General features: G+C 56.2%; 19 protein-coding genes and 1 riboswitch. Of the genes, 7 read left to right on the plus strand and 12 right to left on the minus strand.

The features are described 5' to 3' along the window. The first annotated feature begins 4 nt into the window (after positions 1-4). On the plus strand, positions 5-1,111 hold the full coding sequence (locus JGF26_RS03710) for an ABC transporter permease (RefSeq protein ID WP_028019382.1): 1,107 nt from the start codon (positions 5-7) through the stop codon (positions 1,109-1,111). On the opposite strand, the gene JGF26_RS03715 is transcribed toward JGF26_RS03710, so the two are convergent. After that, entirely contained in the window at positions 1,073-1,483 is a 411-nt protein-coding gene (locus JGF26_RS03715; protein WP_134707340.1) for a YbhQ family protein, read from the minus strand. The genes JGF26_RS03710 and JGF26_RS03715 overlap by 39 nt on opposite strands. A 133-nt stretch (positions 1,484-1,616) precedes the next feature. On the opposite strand from JGF26_RS03715, the gene JGF26_RS03720 reads away from it, so the two are divergent. Genes JGF26_RS03720 through JGF26_RS03730 form a run of 3 tightly spaced genes read left to right on the plus strand, consistent with a single transcriptional unit; the run spans position 1,617 to position 4,575 of the window. Continuing rightward, positions 1,617-2,378, plus strand: a complete 762-nt coding sequence (locus JGF26_RS03720) for an endonuclease/exonuclease/phosphatase family protein (protein WP_134707339.1) — start codon at positions 1,617-1,619, stop codon at positions 2,376-2,378. Further along, entirely contained in the window at positions 2,375-3,613 is a 1,239-nt protein-coding gene (gene clsB, locus JGF26_RS03725) for a cardiolipin synthase ClsB (protein ID WP_134707338.1), read from the plus strand. The genes JGF26_RS03720 and clsB overlap by 4 nt, the downstream gene beginning before the upstream one ends. Beyond that, complete coding sequence (locus tag JGF26_RS03730; protein WP_134707337.1) at positions 3,613-4,575, plus strand: YbhN family protein; 963 nt, start codon at positions 3,613-3,615, stop codon at positions 4,573-4,575. The genes clsB and JGF26_RS03730 overlap by 1 nt, the downstream gene beginning before the upstream one ends. 77 nt (positions 4,576-4,652) lie before the next feature. On the opposite strand, the gene JGF26_RS03735 is transcribed toward JGF26_RS03730, so the two are convergent. The 6 genes from JGF26_RS03735 to moaA form a co-directional block, all read right to left on the minus strand. Beyond that, entirely contained in the window at positions 4,653-5,360 is a 708-nt protein-coding gene (locus tag JGF26_RS03735) for a Bax inhibitor-1/YccA family protein (protein ID WP_028019386.1), read from the minus strand. Positions 5,361-5,424: 64 nt separating this feature from the next. Further along, the gene (gene moaE, locus JGF26_RS03740; protein ID WP_028019387.1) at positions 5,425-5,877 is read right to left on the minus strand and encodes a molybdopterin synthase catalytic subunit MoaE; all 453 of its coding nucleotides are present in this window, start codon (positions 5,875-5,877) and stop codon (positions 5,425-5,427) included. Position 5,878: 1 nt separating this feature from the next. Then, positions 5,879-6,124 (minus strand): molybdopterin synthase sulfur carrier subunit, encoded by a 246-nt coding sequence (moaD, locus tag JGF26_RS03745; RefSeq protein WP_023310854.1) that lies wholly within the window; start codon positions 6,122-6,124, stop codon positions 5,879-5,881. Next, positions 6,117-6,602: a cyclic pyranopterin monophosphate synthase MoaC gene (gene moaC / locus JGF26_RS03750; RefSeq protein WP_049008689.1), complete on the minus strand. Its 486-nt coding sequence runs from the start codon at positions 6,600-6,602 to the stop codon at positions 6,117-6,119. Before moaC ends, moaD begins: the two co-directional genes overlap by 8 nt. A gap of 3 nt (positions 6,603-6,605) precedes the next feature. Then, complete coding sequence (gene moaB, locus JGF26_RS03755; RefSeq protein ID WP_049008692.1) at positions 6,606-7,118, minus strand: molybdenum cofactor biosynthesis protein B; 513 nt, start codon at positions 7,116-7,118, stop codon at positions 6,606-6,608. Positions 7,119-7,142: 24 nt separating this feature from the next. Beyond that, entirely contained in the window at positions 7,143-8,132 is a 990-nt protein-coding gene (moaA, locus tag JGF26_RS03760) for a GTP 3',8-cyclase MoaA (protein WP_032667018.1), read from the minus strand. Beyond that, positions 8,120-8,254: riboswitch (molybdenum cofactor riboswitch) on the minus strand. (Overlaps the previous gene by 13 nt.) Positions 8,255-8,479: 225 nt before the next feature. Between moaA and yvcK the strand changes: the two genes are divergently transcribed. Next, positions 8,480-9,388: a uridine diphosphate-N-acetylglucosamine-binding protein YvcK gene (gene yvcK, locus JGF26_RS03765; protein ID WP_028019391.1), complete on the plus strand. Its 909-nt coding sequence runs from the start codon at positions 8,480-8,482 to the stop codon at positions 9,386-9,388. A 41-nt stretch (positions 9,389-9,429) separates the two neighbouring features. Here yvcK and uvrB read toward each other — a convergent pair whose 3' ends face one another. Continuing rightward, complete coding sequence (gene uvrB, locus JGF26_RS03770; protein WP_049006456.1) at positions 9,430-11,445, minus strand: excinuclease ABC subunit UvrB; 2,016 nt, start codon at positions 11,443-11,445, stop codon at positions 9,430-9,432. Positions 11,446-12,198: 753 nt separating this feature from the next. Here uvrB and JGF26_RS03775 point away from each other — a divergent pair. Continuing rightward, positions 12,199-12,921 (plus strand): ATP-binding cassette domain-containing protein, encoded by a 723-nt coding sequence (locus JGF26_RS03775; RefSeq protein ID WP_028019393.1) that lies wholly within the window; start codon positions 12,199-12,201, stop codon positions 12,919-12,921. Here the strand turns inward: JGF26_RS03775 and bioD are convergent. From bioD to bioB, 4 genes are read right to left on the minus strand one after another with little or no spacing between them, the layout of a single operon-like run. Continuing rightward, on the minus strand, positions 12,884-13,585 hold the full coding sequence (gene bioD / locus JGF26_RS03780; RefSeq protein WP_167587145.1) for a dethiobiotin synthase: 702 nt from the start codon (positions 13,583-13,585) through the stop codon (positions 12,884-12,886). The genes JGF26_RS03775 and bioD overlap by 38 nt on opposite strands. Next, positions 13,578-14,333, minus strand: coding sequence for a malonyl-ACP O-methyltransferase BioC (bioC, locus tag JGF26_RS03785; RefSeq protein ID WP_134707335.1), 756 nt, complete (start codon positions 14,331-14,333; stop codon positions 13,578-13,580). The genes bioD and bioC overlap by 8 nt, the downstream gene beginning before the upstream one ends. After that, on the minus strand, positions 14,317-15,474 hold the full coding sequence (gene bioF / locus JGF26_RS03790; protein ID WP_128347841.1) for an 8-amino-7-oxononanoate synthase: 1,158 nt from the start codon (positions 15,472-15,474) through the stop codon (positions 14,317-14,319). The genes bioC and bioF overlap by 17 nt, the downstream gene beginning before the upstream one ends. Further along, positions 15,471-16,511, minus strand: a complete 1,041-nt coding sequence (bioB, locus tag JGF26_RS03795) for a biotin synthase BioB (protein ID WP_134707334.1) — start codon at positions 16,509-16,511, stop codon at positions 15,471-15,473. Before bioB ends, bioF begins: the two co-directional genes overlap by 4 nt. Before the next feature lie 68 nt (positions 16,512-16,579). On the opposite strand from bioB, the gene bioA reads away from it, so the two are divergent. Next, positions 16,580-17,887, plus strand: coding sequence for an adenosylmethionine--8-amino-7-oxononanoate transaminase (bioA, locus tag JGF26_RS03800; RefSeq protein WP_134707333.1), 1,308 nt, complete (start codon positions 16,580-16,582; stop codon positions 17,885-17,887). The last annotated feature ends 18 nt before the right edge of the window (positions 17,888-17,905 follow it).

Below are 17,905 nucleotides of genomic sequence, written 5' to 3' on the forward strand. Positions count from 1 at the left end.
GAACATGTTTCACCGTTTATGGACATTGATCCGCAAAGAGCTGCAATCGCTGCTGCGAGAGCCGCAAACCCGTGCCATTCTGGTGTTGCCGGTACTTATTCAGGTTTTACTGTTTCCGTTTGCCGCCACGCTTGAGGTGACGAACGCCACCATTGCCATCTACAACGAAGACAACGGTAAACACGCCGTTGAGCTGACGCAGCGTTTTGCACGCGCAAAAGCCTTTACCCATATTCTGCTGCTGAAAAGCCCGCAGGAAATCCAGCCCACTATCGACACACAAAAAGCGCTGCTGCTGGTGAGATTCCCGGCAGATTTTTCCCGTAACCTGGACACTTTCCAGACCGCCCCCATGCAGTTGATCCTCGACGGACGTAACTCCAACAGCGCCCAGATCGCGGCCAACTACCTGCAACAGGTGGTCAAGAATTACCAGCAGGAGCTGATGGAGGGCAAACCCAAACCAAATAACAGCGAGCTGGTGGTGCGTAACTGGTATAACCCGAATCTGGATTACAAATGGTTTGTGGTACCGTCGCTGATCGCCATGATCACCACGATTGGGGTGATGATTGTCACCTCTCTGTCCGTCGCCCGCGAGCGCGAACAAGGGACACTGGATCAGCTGCTGGTTTCTCCGCTCGCCACCTGGCAAATTTTCGTCGGTAAAGCGGTTCCGGCCCTGATTGTTGCCACCTTTCAGGCCACCATTGTACTGGGCGTGGGTATTTGGGCGTACCAGATCCCCTTCGCCGGATCGCTGGCGCTGTTTTACTTCACGATGGTGATTTATGGTCTGTCACTGGTGGGATTTGGACTGCTGATTTCAGCGCTCTGCTCCACGCAGCAGCAGGCGTTTATCGGGGTATTCGTCTTTATGATGCCTGCGATTTTGCTTTCGGGGTATGTTTCCCCTGTCGAGAACATGCCGGTGTGGTTGCAGGATTTAACGTGGATAAACCCGATTCGACACTTTACGGATATCACCAAGCAAATTTATCTGAAGGATGCGAGTCTGGATATTGTGTGGGGAAGTTTGTGGCCGCTACTGGTCATAGCGGCCACGACGGGCTCAGTGGCGTACGCGATGTTTAGACGCAACATTGCGTAGCTTTTTCTCTTTGGTCAGTAACGAGACCACCGCAGGCCCTGCGAGGATTGCCAGACCGGCCAGGGCCAGCAGCAGGTTGTTTTGCAGCACACGGGACAACAACCAAAGCACAATCATCGAGGCACCAAAGTACCAGGTGGTGGTGAGCTCTTCGAGCACATCACCCACCTCACGCCAGCGTGCTTCATGGTGGCGCTGTAAGAACAACATCGACAGTACGGTGACGCCGTAGAGGACGCACAGTCCCAGGCCAACACGCACCAGCGTGCCGCTCATCCAGCCCATCACCAGTACGGCCACGACCAGTAAATGCAACATTATCTGCCAGCAACTGAGGCCAGTTGCGACACGAACACGTTGTTGCCACTTCATGGCTTCTCTCCTGAAGGATTTTTCTCTGCTTATTCAGACTACCGCACTTTACGGAAAATTCCGTAACACCGCATCTTTTTGTGACGCCGACTACACTTTATTTTCATCGGGATAGACACTCAGGAAGGAGCTTATGACGCCAAAAATGCAGCATTTCTCGCTTAACGTGCTGACAATAAACATTCATAAAGGCTTCACAGCATTTAACCGCCGCTTCATTTTACCGGAGCTGCGCGACGCGGTACGCACCGTCAATGCGGACATTGTTTGCCTGCAGGAGGTAATGGGCGCACACGAAGTGCATCCGCTCCACGTTGAGAACTGGCCCGACACGCCCCACTACGAATTTCTGGCCGACACCATGTGGAGTGATTACGCTTACGGACGCAACGCGGTCTATCCGGAAGGCCATCACGGCAACGCGGTGCTGTCACGTTTCCCGATTGAATATTACGAGAACCGCGACGTTTCCGTAGGGGAAAGTGAAAAACGCGGCCTGCTTTACTGCCGTATCACTCCGCCCGACCTTGAGCTTCCCCTCCATGTCGGCTGTGTTCATCTCGGTCTGCGCGAAGCCCATCGCCAGGCGCAGCTGAACATGCTGGCCGAGTGGGCTAATACACTTCCCGAAGGTGAACCGGTGATCGTGGCCGGTGATTTCAACGACTGGCGACAGCGGGCGAACCATCCGTTGAAAGTGAATGCCGGGCTGGAAGAAATTTTCACCCGCGCGACCGGCAGACCCGCGCGCACCTTTCCGGTACGTTTCCCCTTGCTGCGTCTTGACCGGATCTACGTGAAAAATGCTCACGCCAGCAGTCCTACCGCCCTGGCGCTACTCAACTGGCGACATCTCTCCGACCATGCCCCGCTCAGTGCGGAGATCCACTTATGAAATGTTCCTGGCAAGATGGCAACCGGATCACGCTGCTGGTTAATGGGGACGAGTATTACCCGGCCGTGTTCAAAGCGATTGACCATGCAAAGCAGAAAGTGATCCTCGAAACCTTTATCTGGTTCGAAGACGACGTCGGTAAACAATTGCACAGCGTGCTGCTGCGCGCCGCCCGGCGTGGTGTCAATATTGAAGTCCTCCTGGACGGCTATGGTTCACCGGATCTCAGCGACGCCTTCGTCAATGAACTCACTTCAGCGGGTGTGATCTTCCGCTACTACGATCCCGGCACTCGCCTGTTCGGCATGCGTACCAACCTTTTCCGCCGGATGCACCGCAAAATTGTGGTGGTGGATGAGACGGTGGCGTTTGTCGGCGGCATTAACTACTCCGCTGAGCATATGTCCGATTACGGCCCGGAAGCGAAACAGGATTATGCGATCCGCATCGAAGGGCCTGTGGTTCAGGATATCCTGCAGTTCGAACTGGAAAACTTGCCCGGTAAAGAGGTTGCACGTCGCTGGTGGAAACGCCGCCATCGTCCGGAAGAGAACCGGAATCCCGGTGAAGCGCAGGCGCTGTTCGTCTGGCGGGATAACGCCGAGCACAGAAACGACATTGAGCGTCATTATCTGAAGATGCTCGCCAACGCGAAGCGCGAGGTCATCATCGCCAACGCCTACTTTTTCCCGGGCTATCGTCTGCTGCATGCCATGCGCAATGCGGCCCGACGGGGTGTGCGTGTGAAGCTGATTGTGCAGGGCGAGCCGGATATGCCGATAGTCAAAGTCGGCGCACGGCTGCTGTATCACTATCTGGTGAAAGGCGGCGTGCAGATTTACGAATACCGCCGTCGCCCGCTGCACGGCAAAGTCGCGCTGATGGACGATCACTGGGCAACCGTGGGCTCCAGTAACCTTGATCCGCTAAGTTTATCGCTCAATCTTGAAGCGAACCTGATCATTTACGATCGCCGGTTTAACCAGACCCTGCGGGATAACCTGCAGGCGTTGATCGTCAACGACTGCGTGCGCGTGGATGAATCTATGGTGCCCAAACGCACCTGGTGGAACCTGGGCATTAGCGTGGTGGTGTTCCACTTCCTGCGTCATTTCCCGGCGATGGTCGGCTGGCTGCCGGCGCATACGCCAAAACTGGCGCTCGTGGAGCCGCCTGTGCAGCCTGAAATGGAAACCCAGGATCGCGTTGAAGCACAAGACGGAGGGAAAACCTGATGTCAAAATCGCATCCGCGCTGGCGGCTGGCAAAAAAAATCCTCACCTGGATCTTCTTTATTGCAGTCGCCGTGCTGCTGGTGGTGTACGCGCAGAAAGTTGACTGGGAAGAGGTGTGGAAAGTTATCCGCAACTACAACCGGCTGGTACTGCTGGGTGCAGTTGGGTTGGTCATTATCAGCTATCTGATGTACGGCTGCTATGACCTGCTGGGCCGCGCCTATTGCGGCCACAAGCTGGCTAAACGCCAGGTTATGCTGGTGTCGTTCATCTGTTATGCCTTTAACCTGACGCTAAGCACCTGGGTCGGGGGGATTGGCATGCGCTATCGCCTCTATTCGCGGCTGGGACTACCGGGCGGAACCATCACGCGCATTTTCTCGCTCAGCATTACCACCAACTGGCTGGGGTATATCCTGCTCGGCGGGGTGATTTTTACCCTCGGCGTGGTGCAGTTGCCCGCGCACTGGTATATCGATGGGACCACGCTGCGTATTCTCGGCATCGTGTTGCTGCTGATTATCGCTTTTTATCTGTGGGCCTGCGCCTTCGCTAAACGCCGTCATATGACCATTAAAGGGCAAAAGCTGGTATTACCTTCATGGCGCTTCGCGGTGTTGCAGATGGCGGTATCCAGCGCCAACTGGATGGCGATGGGGGCGATTATCTGGCTGTTGATTGGCGAAAATGTGAACTACTTCTTCGTGCTCGGCGTGTTGCTGGTGAGCAGTATTGCCGGGGTGATTGTCCATATTCCGGCAGGGATCGGCGTGCTGGAGGCGGTGTTTATCGCGCTGCTGGCCGGGGAACATGTCTCTCAGGGGACAATTATCGCTGCCCTGCTGGCCTACCGCATGCTGTATTACTTCCTGCCGCTGGTGCTGGCAACGGTCTGTTATCTGATGCTGGAGAGTCGGGCGAAAAAGCTGAGAGCGAAGAACGAGAAGGCGTTGGCAAAATAAAAGCAAAACGGCAACCAGGTTGCCGTTTTTAGTTTCGTATACCGGGTAAGGCGCAGCCGTCACCCGGCAAAACAACCTTAACGACGGTTGCCGAGGATACGCAGCAGCATCAGGAACAGGTTGATAAAGTCCAGATACAGCGTTAGCGCGCCCAGGATCGCGTATTTGCGCAGGTTCGAACTGTCGCGGACGTCAATCTGCTCTCCGATGTTTTTCAGCTTCTGGGTGTCATACGCCGTCAACCCAACGAAGATCACCACCCCGATATAGGTCACCGCCCACATCAGCGCTTCACTTTTCAGCCACAGGTTCACCAGAGACGCCAGCACAATCCCAATCAGCCCCATAAACAGCATACTGCCAAAGCCGCTCAAATCGCGTTTGGTGGTGTAACCATAGAGGCTCATCGCCCCAAACATCCCGCCGGTCACCACAAAGGTACTGGCGATGGAAGAGTAAGTGTAAACGATGAAAATGCTGGAAAGCGTCAGCCCGGTCAGCGCCGAGTAGAGCATAAACAGCGTGGTCGCCATGCCGGCGCTGAGCTTTTGCACCAAGCCTGAAAGGACGAACACCAACGCTAGCTGGGCAATAATCAGCCCAAAGAAGGTAATTTTGCTGGAGAAGATAAACATCATCAGCTCCGGTGTATTGGCCGCATACCACGCGATAAACGCGGTCAGCAACAGGCCAACCGTCATCCAGCCATACACCTGAGCCATATACGTCTGCAGGCCGCTACGGGTCTGCTGTACTATTGAATCGGAACGCGGAAATCGGTCCATGATTCACTCCTGATTAAGTTTAAGTAGACACACACGTTAAGATTAACACATCCACGTAAACCGACTACCAACGGCTGGCGGCGTGTTTGTCGCTATCACGAGATTCAACCCAGCGGTCACCTTCCGGGGTGGCTTCACGCTTCCAGAACGGCGCTTTGGTTTTGAGGTAATCCATAATGAACTCCCCTGCCGCAAACGCGCTGCCACGGTGTGCGCTGGTCACCCCGACGAAGACAATTTCCTCGCCAGGCCACATCTCGCCGATGCGGTGAATCACCGTTACTCGTCCGAGTGGCCAGCGCCCGCGCGCTTCTTCCACAATCGCCGCCAGCGATTTTTCCGTCATGCCCGGATAGTGCTCCAGGGTCAGTGCTTTCACGCTGTCACCCAGGTTGTGGTTACGCACTTTGCCGGTGAAGGTCACCACCGCACCGTCTTCATCACGCTCCGCCAGCCAGCTATATTCTGTACCCACGCTGAAGCGCTCAGGACCTACCAGAATTCGGGTTTCCGCCATTTTAGCCCCCGGTCACCGGTGGGAAGAACGCCACTTCATCCCCTGCGTTCAGCGGATGGGTGAATTCAACCAGCGTCTGATTCACGGCGGCCAGCAGCTTGCCTTCGTCCAGCGCCAGCGCCCAGCGGTCGCTTTGTGCGGCAAGATGCGCGCGCAGGGCGGCAACGTTTTCGAAGGACGCATCCAGCGTCAGGCTGTCGGTATTCACCAGCTCGCGCACCTGGGCAAAAAAGAGCACCTTAATCATGGCTGTCCACCTTAAAATCGCCGGATTTGCCGCCGCTTTTCGCCAGCAGGCGAACCGGGCCAATCACCATATCTTTTTGCACCGCTTTGCACATGTCGTAGATGGTCAGCGCGGCAACGGAGGCCGCCGTCAGGGCTTCCATCTCCACGCCCGTTTTGCCGGTTAAGCGGCAGAGTGATTCAATGCGCACGCGGCTGTGCTCTGGCTGCGCCTGCAGATTCACTTCCACCTTGCTCAGCATCAGCGGATGGCACAGCGGGATAAGATCCCAGGTCCGTTTGGCGGCCTGAATCCCGGCGATGCGGGCGGTGGCAAAGACGTCGCCCTTATGGTGGCTACCGTCGATAATCATCGCCAGGGTCTCCGGCAGCATGGTGACGAACGCTTCCGCGCGCGCCTCGCGCACCGTTTCGGCTTTGGCGGAAACATCCACCATATGCGCTTCGCCAGCGGCGTTTATGTGGGTCAGTTGCGACATAGCTTATTTCTTTAAATGAGGATGGAAATTACACGGACGGGTTCGGGCATCCAGCTGCGGGGCGATGATGTTTTCCCACGCGGTGCGGCAGGCTTTCGTCGAGCCGGGCATGGCGAAAATCAGGGTGTTGTTCGCGACACCCGCTACCGCACGCGACTGCAGCGTGGAGGTACCAATCTCTTCAAACGAGAGCATGCGGAACACTTCACCGAATCCTTCCACTTCACGATCGAACAGGGGGACCAGCGCCTCCGGGGCTTGATCGCCTGCCGTAAAGCCCGTACCGCCGGTAACCAACACCACCTGCACGTCATCGCTGGCGATCCACTGAGAAACCTGCGCGCGAATGGCGTAGCGGTTCTCTTTCACAATCGCTTTATCAACAATCTTATGGCCCGCTTCGTGGGCTGCATCACGCAACCAGTGGCCGGAGGTATCATCCTCTTCGCCACGGCGGTCGGAAACGGTAAGAATGGCAATACGTGTCGGGATAAATTCCGCGCTAACCTGACTCATCTTCTGATTCCCTCTTAAGCCTGATTACCCGCCAATATAGGACAGGTTTTGAGTAATACCGGTGTTGCCCTGGTGCAGGAAGTGGGTCTGTTTTTTATGCGTCAGGGCTTCAGAGATGCGTGCTTCAAGCGCATCCTGCTGCGCATCGTCTTCCAGCAGATCGCGAAGGTCCACGCCGCCATCGCCGAACAGGCAGAGATGGAGTTTGCCCACGGAGGAGACGCGAAGACGGTTGCAGCTGGCGCAGAAGTCTTTCTCATAGGGCATGATAAGCCCAATCTCCCCTTCGTAATCCGGGTGACAGAAGACCTGCGCCGGGCCGTCGCTGCGCTGGCGGATCTGATGGAGCCAGCCGCGTTTCAGCAGCTCGTCGCGCAGCACCATGCCGGAGATGTGATGACGACGGAACAGCTCGCTGCCCTCGCCGGTTTCCATCAGCTCGATAAAGCGCAGTTGAATGGGACGGGATTTGATCCACGCCAGGAAGGTGTCCAGCTGATGATGGTTTACATCGCGCATCAGCACCGTGTTGACTTTGACTTTTTCAAAGCCAGCCGTGAACGCGGCGTCGATACCGTCCATGACCTGCTGGAATTTATCCTGCCCGGTAATGGCGTGGAACTGACGGGCGTCCAGGCTATCGACGCTGACGTTAATCGCCGTCAGGCCAGCGTCACGCCAGTTCGCCACATCGCGGGCCATGCGGTAGCCGTTGGTGGTGACCGCAATCTGGCGGATACGTTCGTTTTCACGCACGGCGGCAATGATGTCGGGGAAGTCGCGACGCAGCGAGGGCTCGCCCCCGGTCAGACGCACTTTTTCCGTGCCGAGTTCAGAGAATGCACGCGTCACGCGCCGCACTTCATCCACGGAGAGAAAGCCGTTATTGGTGACGCTGCCCGGTTTGTAGCCATCGGGCAGACAGTAGGTGCAACGGAAGTTGCACACGTCGGTAATCGACAGACGTAAGTAATAAAACTTACGCGCGAAAGCATCAGTAAGTTGTGAAGCCATGTACACCTTTCCAGATACGGGAGGCACAGTCATTTCTTTCTGTACCCTGGTGGCAAATTCGCCACGGCCAGAGCGCCATATCTTTCGACACAGGCACAAGGGCTAGAGTGTATGTTTTCAATTTTGAAAACGTGGTTATGGCGATAGTAGCGCGGAAATTCTGACTGCGCCATTATCGCTTTTCGCTATATAATCATCTATATAACGAATCAATCCTGCATTTTCACTACAGAATACCTAAAAACCGCACTTTCACATTGATATACGTCATTTTGCATCGGCTGAGGCATCGTCTTTTAGGGGTAGTTAGGTTACTGTTACGCGATCAAACGTGATAAGGAATACGTATGCGCAATCGCACTTTTGCGGATCTTGACCGGGTAGTCGCTCTTGGCGGAGGCCACGGTCTGGGTCGGGTGATGTCCTCTTTGTCGTCGCTCGGCTCAAGGTTGACAGGGATAGTAACCACCACCGATAACGGTGGCTCAACCGGACGCATCCGTCGTGCCGAAGGCGGCATTGCCTGGGGAGACATGCGCAACTGTCTGAACCAGTTAATTACTGAACCGAGCGTTGCTTCGGCGATGTTTGAGTACCGTTTTGGCGGTAATGGCGAACTTTCCGGGCATAACCTCGGAAACTTAATGTTAAAGGCGCTTGATCACCTGAGCGTACGGCCTCTGGAAGCCATCAATTTAATCCGTAATCTGCTTAAAGTGGATGCATTCCTGATCCCTATGTCTGAACAACCGGTTGACTTGATGGCAATCGATGCCGAAGGACATGAAGTTTACGGCGAGGTGAATATTGACCAACTCGTCCTGCCGCCAACAGAGTTAATGACCTACCCGAGCGTACCCGCCACGCGAGAAGCGGTGGAGGCAATCGGGGAAGCGGATCTTATCCTGATCGGTCCGGGCAGTTTTTATACCAGCCTGATGCCGATTCTGCTGGTGAAAGAGCTGGCACAGGCGCTGCGACGCACCCCTGCCCCGATGGTTTACATCGGTAACCTGGGCCGTGAGCTGAGCCCTGCAGCGGCGAGCTTGTCACTGCCGGACAAACTGAATTTAATGGAGCATTACGTCGGGAAGAAGATCATTGACGGTGTGGTAGTCGGGCCGAAAGTTGATGTATCCGGTATCGGCGATCGTCTGGTAGTGCAGGAGCCGCTGGAGGCCACAGACATCAAATACCGCCATGACCGCCACCTGCTGCGTGAGGCGCTGGAGAAAGCGATTCAGGCGCTGGGATAACCAAATATCCCCGGTGGCGCTGCGCCACCGGGCAAAATCCACTACGATGCCGCGATGAAAAGATCCCGCAACTGATGCAACTGGTCGCGGATCTGCGCCGCCTCTTCGAACTCAAGATTCTGCGCGTGCTGCATCATCTGCCCTTCCAGCTCGTGGATTTTCTGCTGCAACGCTTTCGGCGTCAGCACGACGGTATCCTCTTCCACCACTGAACGCGCCTTGCCGCGACCTTTCGTTTTGGTCTTCGCAATGTTCTGACCCAGCGCCAGGATATCCACCACCTTCTTGTTCAGCCCCTGAGGGATGATGCCATGCTCTTCGTTGTAGCGCTGCTGCTTCTCGCGGCGGCGCTCCGTTTCACCAATCGCTTTCGCCATCGACGGCGTAATTTTGTCGCCGTACAGAATCGCTTTACCGTTAACGTTACGCGCGGCGCGGCCAATGGTCTGAATCAGCGAACGCTCAGAACGCAGGAAGCCCTCTTTGTCTGCATCCAGAATCGCCACCAGCGAGACTTCCGGCATGTCCAGACCTTCTCGCAACAGGTTGATCCCCACCAGCACGTCGAACTCACCCAGACGCAGATCGCGGATAATCTCCATACGCTCAACCGTATCAATATCCGAGTGCAGATAACGCACCTTCTCGCCGTGCTCTTCCAGATACTCGGTCAGGTCTTCTGCCATGCGCTTGGTGAGCGTGGTCACCAGCACGCGCTCGTTAATTGCGGAACGGGCGCGGATCTCGGAAAGCAGGTCATCCACCTGCGTCGCCACCGGCCGAACTTCAATGACCGGGTCCAGCAGCCCTGTTGGACGCACCACCTGATCAACCACCTCGTCGCCTGATTTCTCCAGCTCGTAGTTGCCTGGCGTTGCCGACACGTAAATGGTTTGCGGCGCTAGCGCCTCGAACTCTTCAAACTTCATCGGACGGTTATCCAGCGCCGATGGCAGTCGGAAACCATACTCCACCAGCGTCTCTTTACGCGCGCGATCACCGCGATACATCCCGCCGATCTGTGGGATAGTGACGTGGGATTCGTCGATCACCAGCAAACCGTCTGCCGGGAGGTAATCAAACAGCGTCGGCGGCGGCTCGCCCGGCCCGCGCCCGGAGAGGAAGCGTGAGTAGTTTTCGATGCCGGAGCAGTAGCCCAGCTCGTTCATCATCTCAAGGTCAAACTGGGTACGCTGGCTCAGACGTTGCTCTTCCAGCAGCTTATTGTTCGCCAGCAGCACCTTACGGCGCTCGGCCAGCTCCACTTTGATCTCCTCCATCGCCTGCACGATACGCTCGCGTGGCGTGACGTAGTGCGTTTTCGGGTAGATGGTGAAACGCTGGATCACCGACTCGATGTGGCCGGTCAGCGGGTCAAATAGCGACAGGCGTTCAACTTCTTCGTCAAACAGCTCGACGCGCAGCGCCATGTCATCCGATTCTGCCGGGAAGATGTCGATCACCTCGCCGCGTACGCGGAAGGTGCCACGCTGGAACGCCTGGTCGTTGCGGGTGTACTGCAGCTCTGCGAGACGGCGTAAAATCGCACGCTGATCGATGATCATCCCCTGCGTCAGGTGCAGCATCATCTTGAGATACAGATCCGGATCGCCCAGACCGTAGATCGCAGAAACAGACGCCACCACCACCACATCACGACGCTCAAGCAGCGCCTTCGTTGCGGAAAGACGCATCTGCTCAATGTGTTCGTTTACCGAGGCATCTTTCTCAATGAAGGTGTCAGAACTCGGCACATAGGCTTCAGGCTGGTAGTAATCGTAGTAGGAGACAAAATATTCCACCGCGTTGTCCGGGAAGAACTCTTTCATCTCACCATAAAGCTGCGCGGCCAGGGTTTTGTTGGGGGCAAGCACCATTGTGGGACGCTGGAGGTCCGCGATAACGTTGGCAATGGTAAACGTTTTGCCCGAGCCGGTTACCCCCAGCAGCGTCTGGTGCGCCAGCCCATCTTCCAGCCCCTCCTCCAGACGACGGATCGCCTCAGGCTGATCGCCAGATGGACGGAAAGCAGAATTCAATTTGAACGGTTTACTCATGGGCGACAACCTGATGACGTTATAAGCGGCAGGTGAGTAATTTTACTCCTTGTTGCCAGGAATGCCAGTAAAAAACACTGGATGAAAAACCAGTAGCATGTCAGGATATTTAGAGTAGCGTCTGAATGATTAGCGCAATAGCGGTCAAAGTTTGGACTCTGACAACATAAAACACCACCCGGGCCAGGTTATCCCCAGAACTTTTTCTTTTTTAACATTTGTCAAGCCAGGTAATGATAGTTTTATGGCAACCGGTGACACTTTCATTACGGGAATTGCTTTTATCTAACCAATTAAATAATAAGCGATATTTCCTAAAGCCGCGTTTCGCGCCAATTTGGGCGTAAGCCGCGTCTTCTCTCGCTTATCGCGTGTTTTCTAACTCTAATGCACATGGTTATCCACAGGAATAGTGGATAACTGCTTCCAGCCCGTGCAGACTGCCGCTCAGCAAATTCCCGGATTTTCCCATGAGACAGCAACAAAAAATTTTTATAGCTATTTTTTGATGATTAACAGTTGCGTCATTCATAACCAACCGATGGGATCTTGCTCACATTTCCGTCATTTCCTGCCTTGCACCACAACTCAACATCTCCGGCACCGTCGATGTGCAAATCGTCAATTTGTCATCCCGCAACGTTGAGGCTTACTCCTAAAAAAGCTCTTTTTTTAATCACTTTCAGGTTTATGGCAGGAGTTTTGCACAATCAAAAATGAGCCTCACCTACACACATTTTTAAGGAGAGAAAGATGTTGAGTCTGCGTGCAGTGAATCAGTTTTACGGAAGCCAACATACGCTATGGAACGTGGATTTAGATTTTCCGCAGGGGATGTGTACAGGCGTAGTTGGCCTGCCGGGAATGGGAAAAACCACGCTCATGAATTGCATCGCCGGCAAATTGCCCGTCGAGAGCGGCACGATTATCTGGCATGAAGCAGGGGCCCCGCCATGTGATTTGCTCAACCCGCCATCAGAACAACGTTCAGACCCGAAAATAGGCTATGTCCCGCAGGACAGGCGGATTTTCTCCCAGTTAACGATCGAGGAGAATCTGCATATTGCCATGCGGGCAACGGGAAAACCCGACCCGGAAGCAAAAAGCGATGTTTACGACCTTTTCCCGGAGCTCTACGCGCTGCGACAGACCCGCGCCAACGCGCTCTTACCGGACGACCAGTATCAGTTGGCTCTGGCCAATGCGCTGGTGAATCGCCCGCAAATGCTGATTCTGGATGAACCCATGCATGGTGCAGGTCATGGCTTTGCACAGAAACTGGGGCAGCTGCTGGCGCGCTTAAACCGGGAGTTAGGTATGACGGTGTTATTAGCTGAACAGCAGCTGTCGTTTATCCGCCGGGTTGCGGACCGTTTCTGTATGCTCTATCGCGGGCGTAACGTGGCGCAGGGCCACGTTAAGGAACTGGATGACGAGCTCATCGCTCACTGGATGTCGCGGGAAGCAAGACGCTGAGATCGAGATAATGACCCGTTTCGGCATTTTCCGCGCCGTCAGCAAGCCAGGGAATTTCCCCGAGGCACGGCGCGGGAAGGACACGCCTGAGCGTAGCCAGATACTCCTGGTGCCGTTTACCCGGTTCAACCACATCGTTGGCAATCCAGCCCGCCAGACGCAGTCCAGCCTGCTGTACGGCCTGTGCGGTCAACATAGCGTGATTGATGCAGCCCAGCTTGACGCCGACAACAAGAATGACCGGGAGCCGCTCGGCCTGTACCCAGTCAGCAAATGTCTGCGTGTCCGAAAGCGGCGTAAACCAGCCGCCTGCCCCCTCCACCAGCACCCAGTTTGCCTGGTTTTCCAGTGTCCGCAACCCGGCAGACAGCGCGGTGAAATCAATCGGTCGGCCTTCGTCGGCGCTGATAATGTGCGGCGACGTCGGCTCGGCGAAGGTGTAGGGATTCACCGCTGAATAGTCGAGTTTAAGGGTGCTGTTACGCTGCAGCGCCAGCGCGTCGGTGTTGCGTAACCCTTCCGCAGTCATCTCGCTGCCGGAGGCAACAGGCTTATAGCCAGCAGTTGTTTTTCCCCTCTGACGCGCCGCCTGTAACAGTGCAGAACTGGCAACTGTTTTGCCCACTTCCGTATCCGTTCCGGTGACAAAATAACGTTCAGTCACGTTCGATAATCCCATGAAAAAGTTGATAAGAGAGCGGGAAATGCCCCCGCTGCTGTGGCCAGGCCAGCTCCAGGTGTTGCAACTGCCCACGAGTGAGAGGCTTTTTCTCGCGTCCGGCATGCAGGTGCGTGGCACCAATGCCCTTGAGCGAGCGCATGGCACTGACGGCATCGCTGAAATTGAGGGTGATGACCTGCACCGTGCTTCGATAGCGCCAGCCTGCCAGCGCCTGCGTGACCTGATCATGCGATAAAAATCGGTTGGCATGCGGCTGTTCATCCACCGCTCGCCACGCCTGATCCAGCTCCGGTAGCGAGCTTTCCAGCAGCGTGGTAAAGGCCACCTTGCCACCCGGACGGGCCACGCGGTAAAGCTCGCTTAACGCCAGTGGCAGGCTGTTACACCATTGCACTGCCAGATGGCTCCAGACCAGATCAAATTGTGCCTCAGCCAACGGAATGGCCTCGATATCCGCCACCAGATAGTGATGCGCAGCCTGCTGATGACGCGCCTCATCAAGCATGTCTGATGACAGGTCAATGGCCGTAACGTGGCTTCCCGACTCGCGCCAGTATCGACTATTCCCGCCGGGACCACATCCGGCATCCAGCACCTGCGCAAAACGGCTCGCGCCGAGTAAAGCCAGTAACCCCCGTGCACTCTGGCGCTGGAGTTCATCATGCTGCGAATAGCTGCGTGCCGCCCGGCCAAACGCTGCCGCAATGGCCTGTTTATTGACTGGCGACATACAGAGCCTCCAGAAGTGCCGAAATGTCCTCTGCTTCGTGCGCCGCCGTCAGGGTCAGACGCAAACGCGCCGTGCCCGGTGGCACGGTGGGTGGACGAATGGCAGTGACCCACATTCCCTTCTCGCGCAGCGTCTCTGCCAGCGTGAGGGCCAGACTGTTTTCACCCACGATCACCGGCTGGATGGCGCTTTGCGAATCGGTACTGCGGAAAGGAAGATGGCACAACCCCTGACGAAAACGCTGAATATGCTCCGCCAGACGCGCACGACGTTCTTTGCCTTCCTGGCTGCGGATCACCGCCATTGACGCAGATAACGCCACGGCTTGGGCGGGTGGCATGCTGGTGCTGTAGATCAAATGCCGGGCGAACTGCAACAGATAGTCAGCAACGGACTCACTGCACAATACAGCGGCTCCGCTCACGCCAAAGCCTTTGCCGAAGGTCACAATCAGCAGTTCCGGCTTCACGCCTTGCTGGTGCGCGCTGCCGCGCCCTTCATCCCCCATCACACCAATACCGTGGGCATCGTCGACCAACAGCCAGGCGTTTTGCCTTTTTGCTGCCTCGTGCAGCGCGGCAAGCGGCGCACTGTCACCGTCCATGCTGAACACCCCTTCCGTGACTGCCAGTTGTTGCCCGTCGCAGGGTTTATCCAGCAGCATAGCAAGCTGTCCCGCATCGTTATGGGCAAAACGGCGCAGCTGAGCCGGGCTCAAATTTGCCGCCTCCAGCAGCGAGGCGTGGCTTAAACGGTCGGCGACAATGCGGTCATCTTTTCCCATCAGGGCAGCGATAACCGCCTGATTGGCGGCAAAACCAGAGATAAACAGCAATGCACGCGGGTAACCCAGCCAGTCCGCAAGCTCCTCCTCCAGCGCCTGATGCGCTGTAGTGTATCCGCTAACATGTCCCGAACCGCCGCTACCCACGCCAAATCGCTCCGCCCCCTGCTGCCAGGCGCGAACGATGGCCGGATGCTGGCTCAGCCCGAGATAATCATTGCTGGAGAAATTACAAAACTGCCGGTTATCACGGGTAAGAAAACGGCCTGCACCGTTTTCAACCACCCTGCGGACGCGAAACGCCTCTGCCGCCCGGCGCTCTTCCAGCGCGGAATGGATACGTGCCTGCCAGGTCATATGGCTGCCGCGTTGTAGAACTGGTCGGTGTCGGCGTTGAAAATCTGCTGCTCCAGCTGCTGCTGTTGCTCGTTATCACCCGTCAGCACCTCGGTCTGATGCGGGTTAAGCCCCAGCTTACGGAACAGCTGAACGTCTTTGTCCTCTTCCGGGTTCGGTGTGGTCAGCAGCTTGCAACCGTAGAAGATGGAGTTGGCCCCGGCCATAAAGCACATCGCCTGGGTCTGCTCGTTCATCTGCTCGCGACCGGCGGAGAGGCGAACGAAAGAGGTCGGCATCATGATACGCGCCACCGCAATGGTGCGGATAAAGTCAAATGCATCCACGTCTTCGTTATCCGCCAGCGGCGTGCCTTTGACCTTCACCAGCATGTTGATCGGCACGCTTTCCGGCGGCGTTGGCAGGTTCGCCAGCTGCAGCAGCAGGCCCGCGCGATCTTTCACCGTTTCACCTAAGCCCACAATACCGCCTGAACAGACCTTAATACCGGCATCACGGACTTTATCCAGCGTGTCCAGACGCTCCTGGTAGGTTCGCGTGGTGATGATATTGCCGTAAAACTCTGGCGACGTGTCGAGGTTGTGGTTGTAGTAATCCAGGCCTGCCGCAGAGAGGCGCTGCGCCTGCTCTTCATTCAGCGTGCCAAGGGTCATACAGGCTTCGAGTCCCATCTCCTTAACGCCCTTTACCATCTGCTCCAGATACGGCATATCGCGATCGTGCGGGTTTTTCCACGCGGCGCCCATGCAGAAGCGGGTCGAGCCAGCGTTTTTCGCCTTACGGGCGGAGTCTAGCACCTGCTCGACTTCCATCAGCCGTTCAGATTCCAGACCGGTTTTATAACGCGCGCTCTGTGGGCAATATTTGCAATCTTCCGGGCAGGCACCGGTCTTAATCGACAGCAGCGTACTGACCTGTACATGGCGGGGGTCGAAGTGCTGACGATGTACCTGCTGGGCTTCAAACATCAGCTCAAGGAAAGGCTTGTTAAATAATTCAGTGACTTGCGACATCGTCCAGCGTGCGTGGTGAGCCATTGGGCTTCTCCAAAGGGTTTTGTTAATTTTCGGTTCGGTTTATACTCGTAAACCTAAAACTTTTCAAAATGGTTTACAAGTCGATTATGACCCAGGACGATCTCGCCTTCGACAAGCAGCATATCTGGCACCCTTACACCTCCACCACCCGCCCCCTTCCCGTTTATCCGGTGGCTTCTGCTCACGGTTGCGAGCTACACCTCGCCAGCGGTGAGCCGCTGGTTGACGGGATGTCTTCCTGGTGGGCAGCTATTCACGGGTACAACCACCCGCGCCTGAATGCGGCGATGAAAGCGCAGATTGACCAGATGTCGCACGTGATGTTTGGCGGGATAACCCATCAGCCCGCGGTGGATTTATGCCGTCGCCTGGTGGCGATGACGCCTGAATCGCTTGAGTGCGTGTTCCTGGCCGACTCCGGCTCCGTGGCGGTGGAAGTGGCGATGAAAATGGCGCTGCAGTACTGGCACGCGAAGGGCGAAACGCGCCAGCGGTTCCTGACCTTCCGCAACGGCTATCACGGCGATACCTTCGGGGCGATGTCGGTGTGCGATCCGGACAACTCCATGCACAGCCTGTGGAAGGGGTATCTGCCGGAAAACCTGTTTGCTCCGGCCCCGCAGAGTCGCTTCGACGGCGTGTGGAACGAGATGGACATGGTCGGTTTCGCCCGCCTGATGGCGGCGCATCGTCACGAAATCGCCGCGGTGATCCTGGAGCCTATTGTGCAGGGTGCCGGCGGGATGCGGATGTACCACCCGGAGTGGCTGAGGCGTATCCGCAAGATGTGCGATCGCGAGGGCATTCTGCTGATTGCCGATGAGATCGCCACCGGTTTTGGCCGTACGGGTAAGCTGTTTGCCTGTGAACATGCGGGCATCGCGCCAGATATTCTGTGTCTGGGTAAAGCGCTCACCGGCGGTACGATGACGCTTTCCGCCACACTCACCACCCGTCACGTTGCCGACACCATAAGCGACGGTGAAGCGGGCTGCTTTATGCACGGCCCGACGTTTATGGGCAATCCGCTGGCCTGTGCGGTGGCGAGCGAAAGCCTTGCCATTCTGGAAAGCGGCGAGTGGCAAACGCAGGTTGCGGCGATAGAGACGCAGTTGAAAGAAGAGCTGAGCGCCGCCTCGGGTGCGAATTTTGTGGCGGACTTACGCGTGCTGGGCGCCATTGGTGTGATTGAAACCACCCATCCGGTGAATATGGCAGCGCTGCAGCGCTTCTTTGTCGAACGTGGCGTCTGGGTTCGCCCCTTCGGCAAGCTTATCTATCTGATGCCGCCGTATATCATTACGCCCGTTCAGTTGCGTAAGCTCACCGACGCTGTCGTCGAAGCCGTTAATCTTCCCGCGCATTTCGCGATTTAACCCTATGCATTACACTTT

This window comes from Enterobacter sp. E1, assembly GCF_016809815.1.
Classification (GTDB): Bacteria; Pseudomonadota; Gammaproteobacteria; order Enterobacterales; family Enterobacteriaceae; genus Enterobacter; species Enterobacter adelaidei.

Coding starts and splice junctions, on each gene's coding strand:
- JGF26_RS03710 (WP_028019382.1), top strand. CDS start 5: ATGTTTCACCGTTTATGGACATTGATCCGCAAAGAGCTGCAATCGCTG.
- JGF26_RS03715 (WP_134707340.1), bottom strand. CDS start 1,483: ATGAAGTGGCAACAACGTGTTCGTGTCGCAACTGGCCTCAGTTGCTGG.
- JGF26_RS03720 (WP_134707339.1), top strand. CDS start 1,617: ATGACGCCAAAAATGCAGCATTTCTCGCTTAACGTGCTGACAATAAAC.
- clsB (WP_134707338.1), top strand. CDS start 2,375: ATGAAATGTTCCTGGCAAGATGGCAACCGGATCACGCTGCTGGTTAAT.
- JGF26_RS03730 (WP_134707337.1), top strand. CDS start 3,613: ATGTCAAAATCGCATCCGCGCTGGCGGCTGGCAAAAAAAATCCTCACC.
- JGF26_RS03735 (WP_028019386.1), bottom strand. CDS start 5,360: ATGGACCGATTTCCGCGTTCCGATTCAATAGTACAGCAGACCCGTAGC.
- moaE (WP_028019387.1), bottom strand. CDS start 5,877: ATGGCGGAAACCCGAATTCTGGTAGGTCCTGAGCGCTTCAGCGTGGGT.
- moaD (WP_023310854.1), bottom strand. CDS start 6,124: ATGATTAAGGTGCTCTTTTTTGCCCAGGTGCGCGAGCTGGTGAATACC.
- moaC (WP_049008689.1), bottom strand. CDS start 6,602: ATGTCGCAACTGACCCACATAAACGCCGCTGGCGAAGCGCATATGGTG.
- moaB (WP_049008692.1), bottom strand. CDS start 7,118: ATGAGTCAGGTTAGCGCGGAATTTATCCCGACACGTATTGCCATTCTT.
- moaA (WP_032667018.1), bottom strand. CDS start 8,132: ATGGCTTCACAACTTACTGATGCTTTCGCGCGTAAGTTTTATTACTTA.
- yvcK (WP_028019391.1), top strand. CDS start 8,480: ATGCGCAATCGCACTTTTGCGGATCTTGACCGGGTAGTCGCTCTTGGC.
- uvrB (WP_049006456.1), bottom strand. CDS start 11,445: ATGAGTAAACCGTTCAAATTGAATTCTGCTTTCCGTCCATCTGGCGAT.
- JGF26_RS03775 (WP_028019393.1), top strand. CDS start 12,199: ATGTTGAGTCTGCGTGCAGTGAATCAGTTTTACGGAAGCCAACATACG.
- bioC (WP_134707335.1), bottom strand. CDS start 14,333: ATGTCGCCAGTCAATAAACAGGCCATTGCGGCAGCGTTTGGCCGGGCG.
- bioF (WP_128347841.1), bottom strand. CDS start 15,474: ATGACCTGGCAGGCACGTATCCATTCCGCGCTGGAAGAGCGCCGGGCG.
- bioB (WP_134707334.1), bottom strand. CDS start 16,511: ATGGCTCACCACGCACGCTGGACGATGTCGCAAGTCACTGAATTATTT.
- bioA (WP_134707333.1), top strand. CDS start 16,580: ATGGTTTACAAGTCGATTATGACCCAGGACGATCTCGCCTTCGACAAG.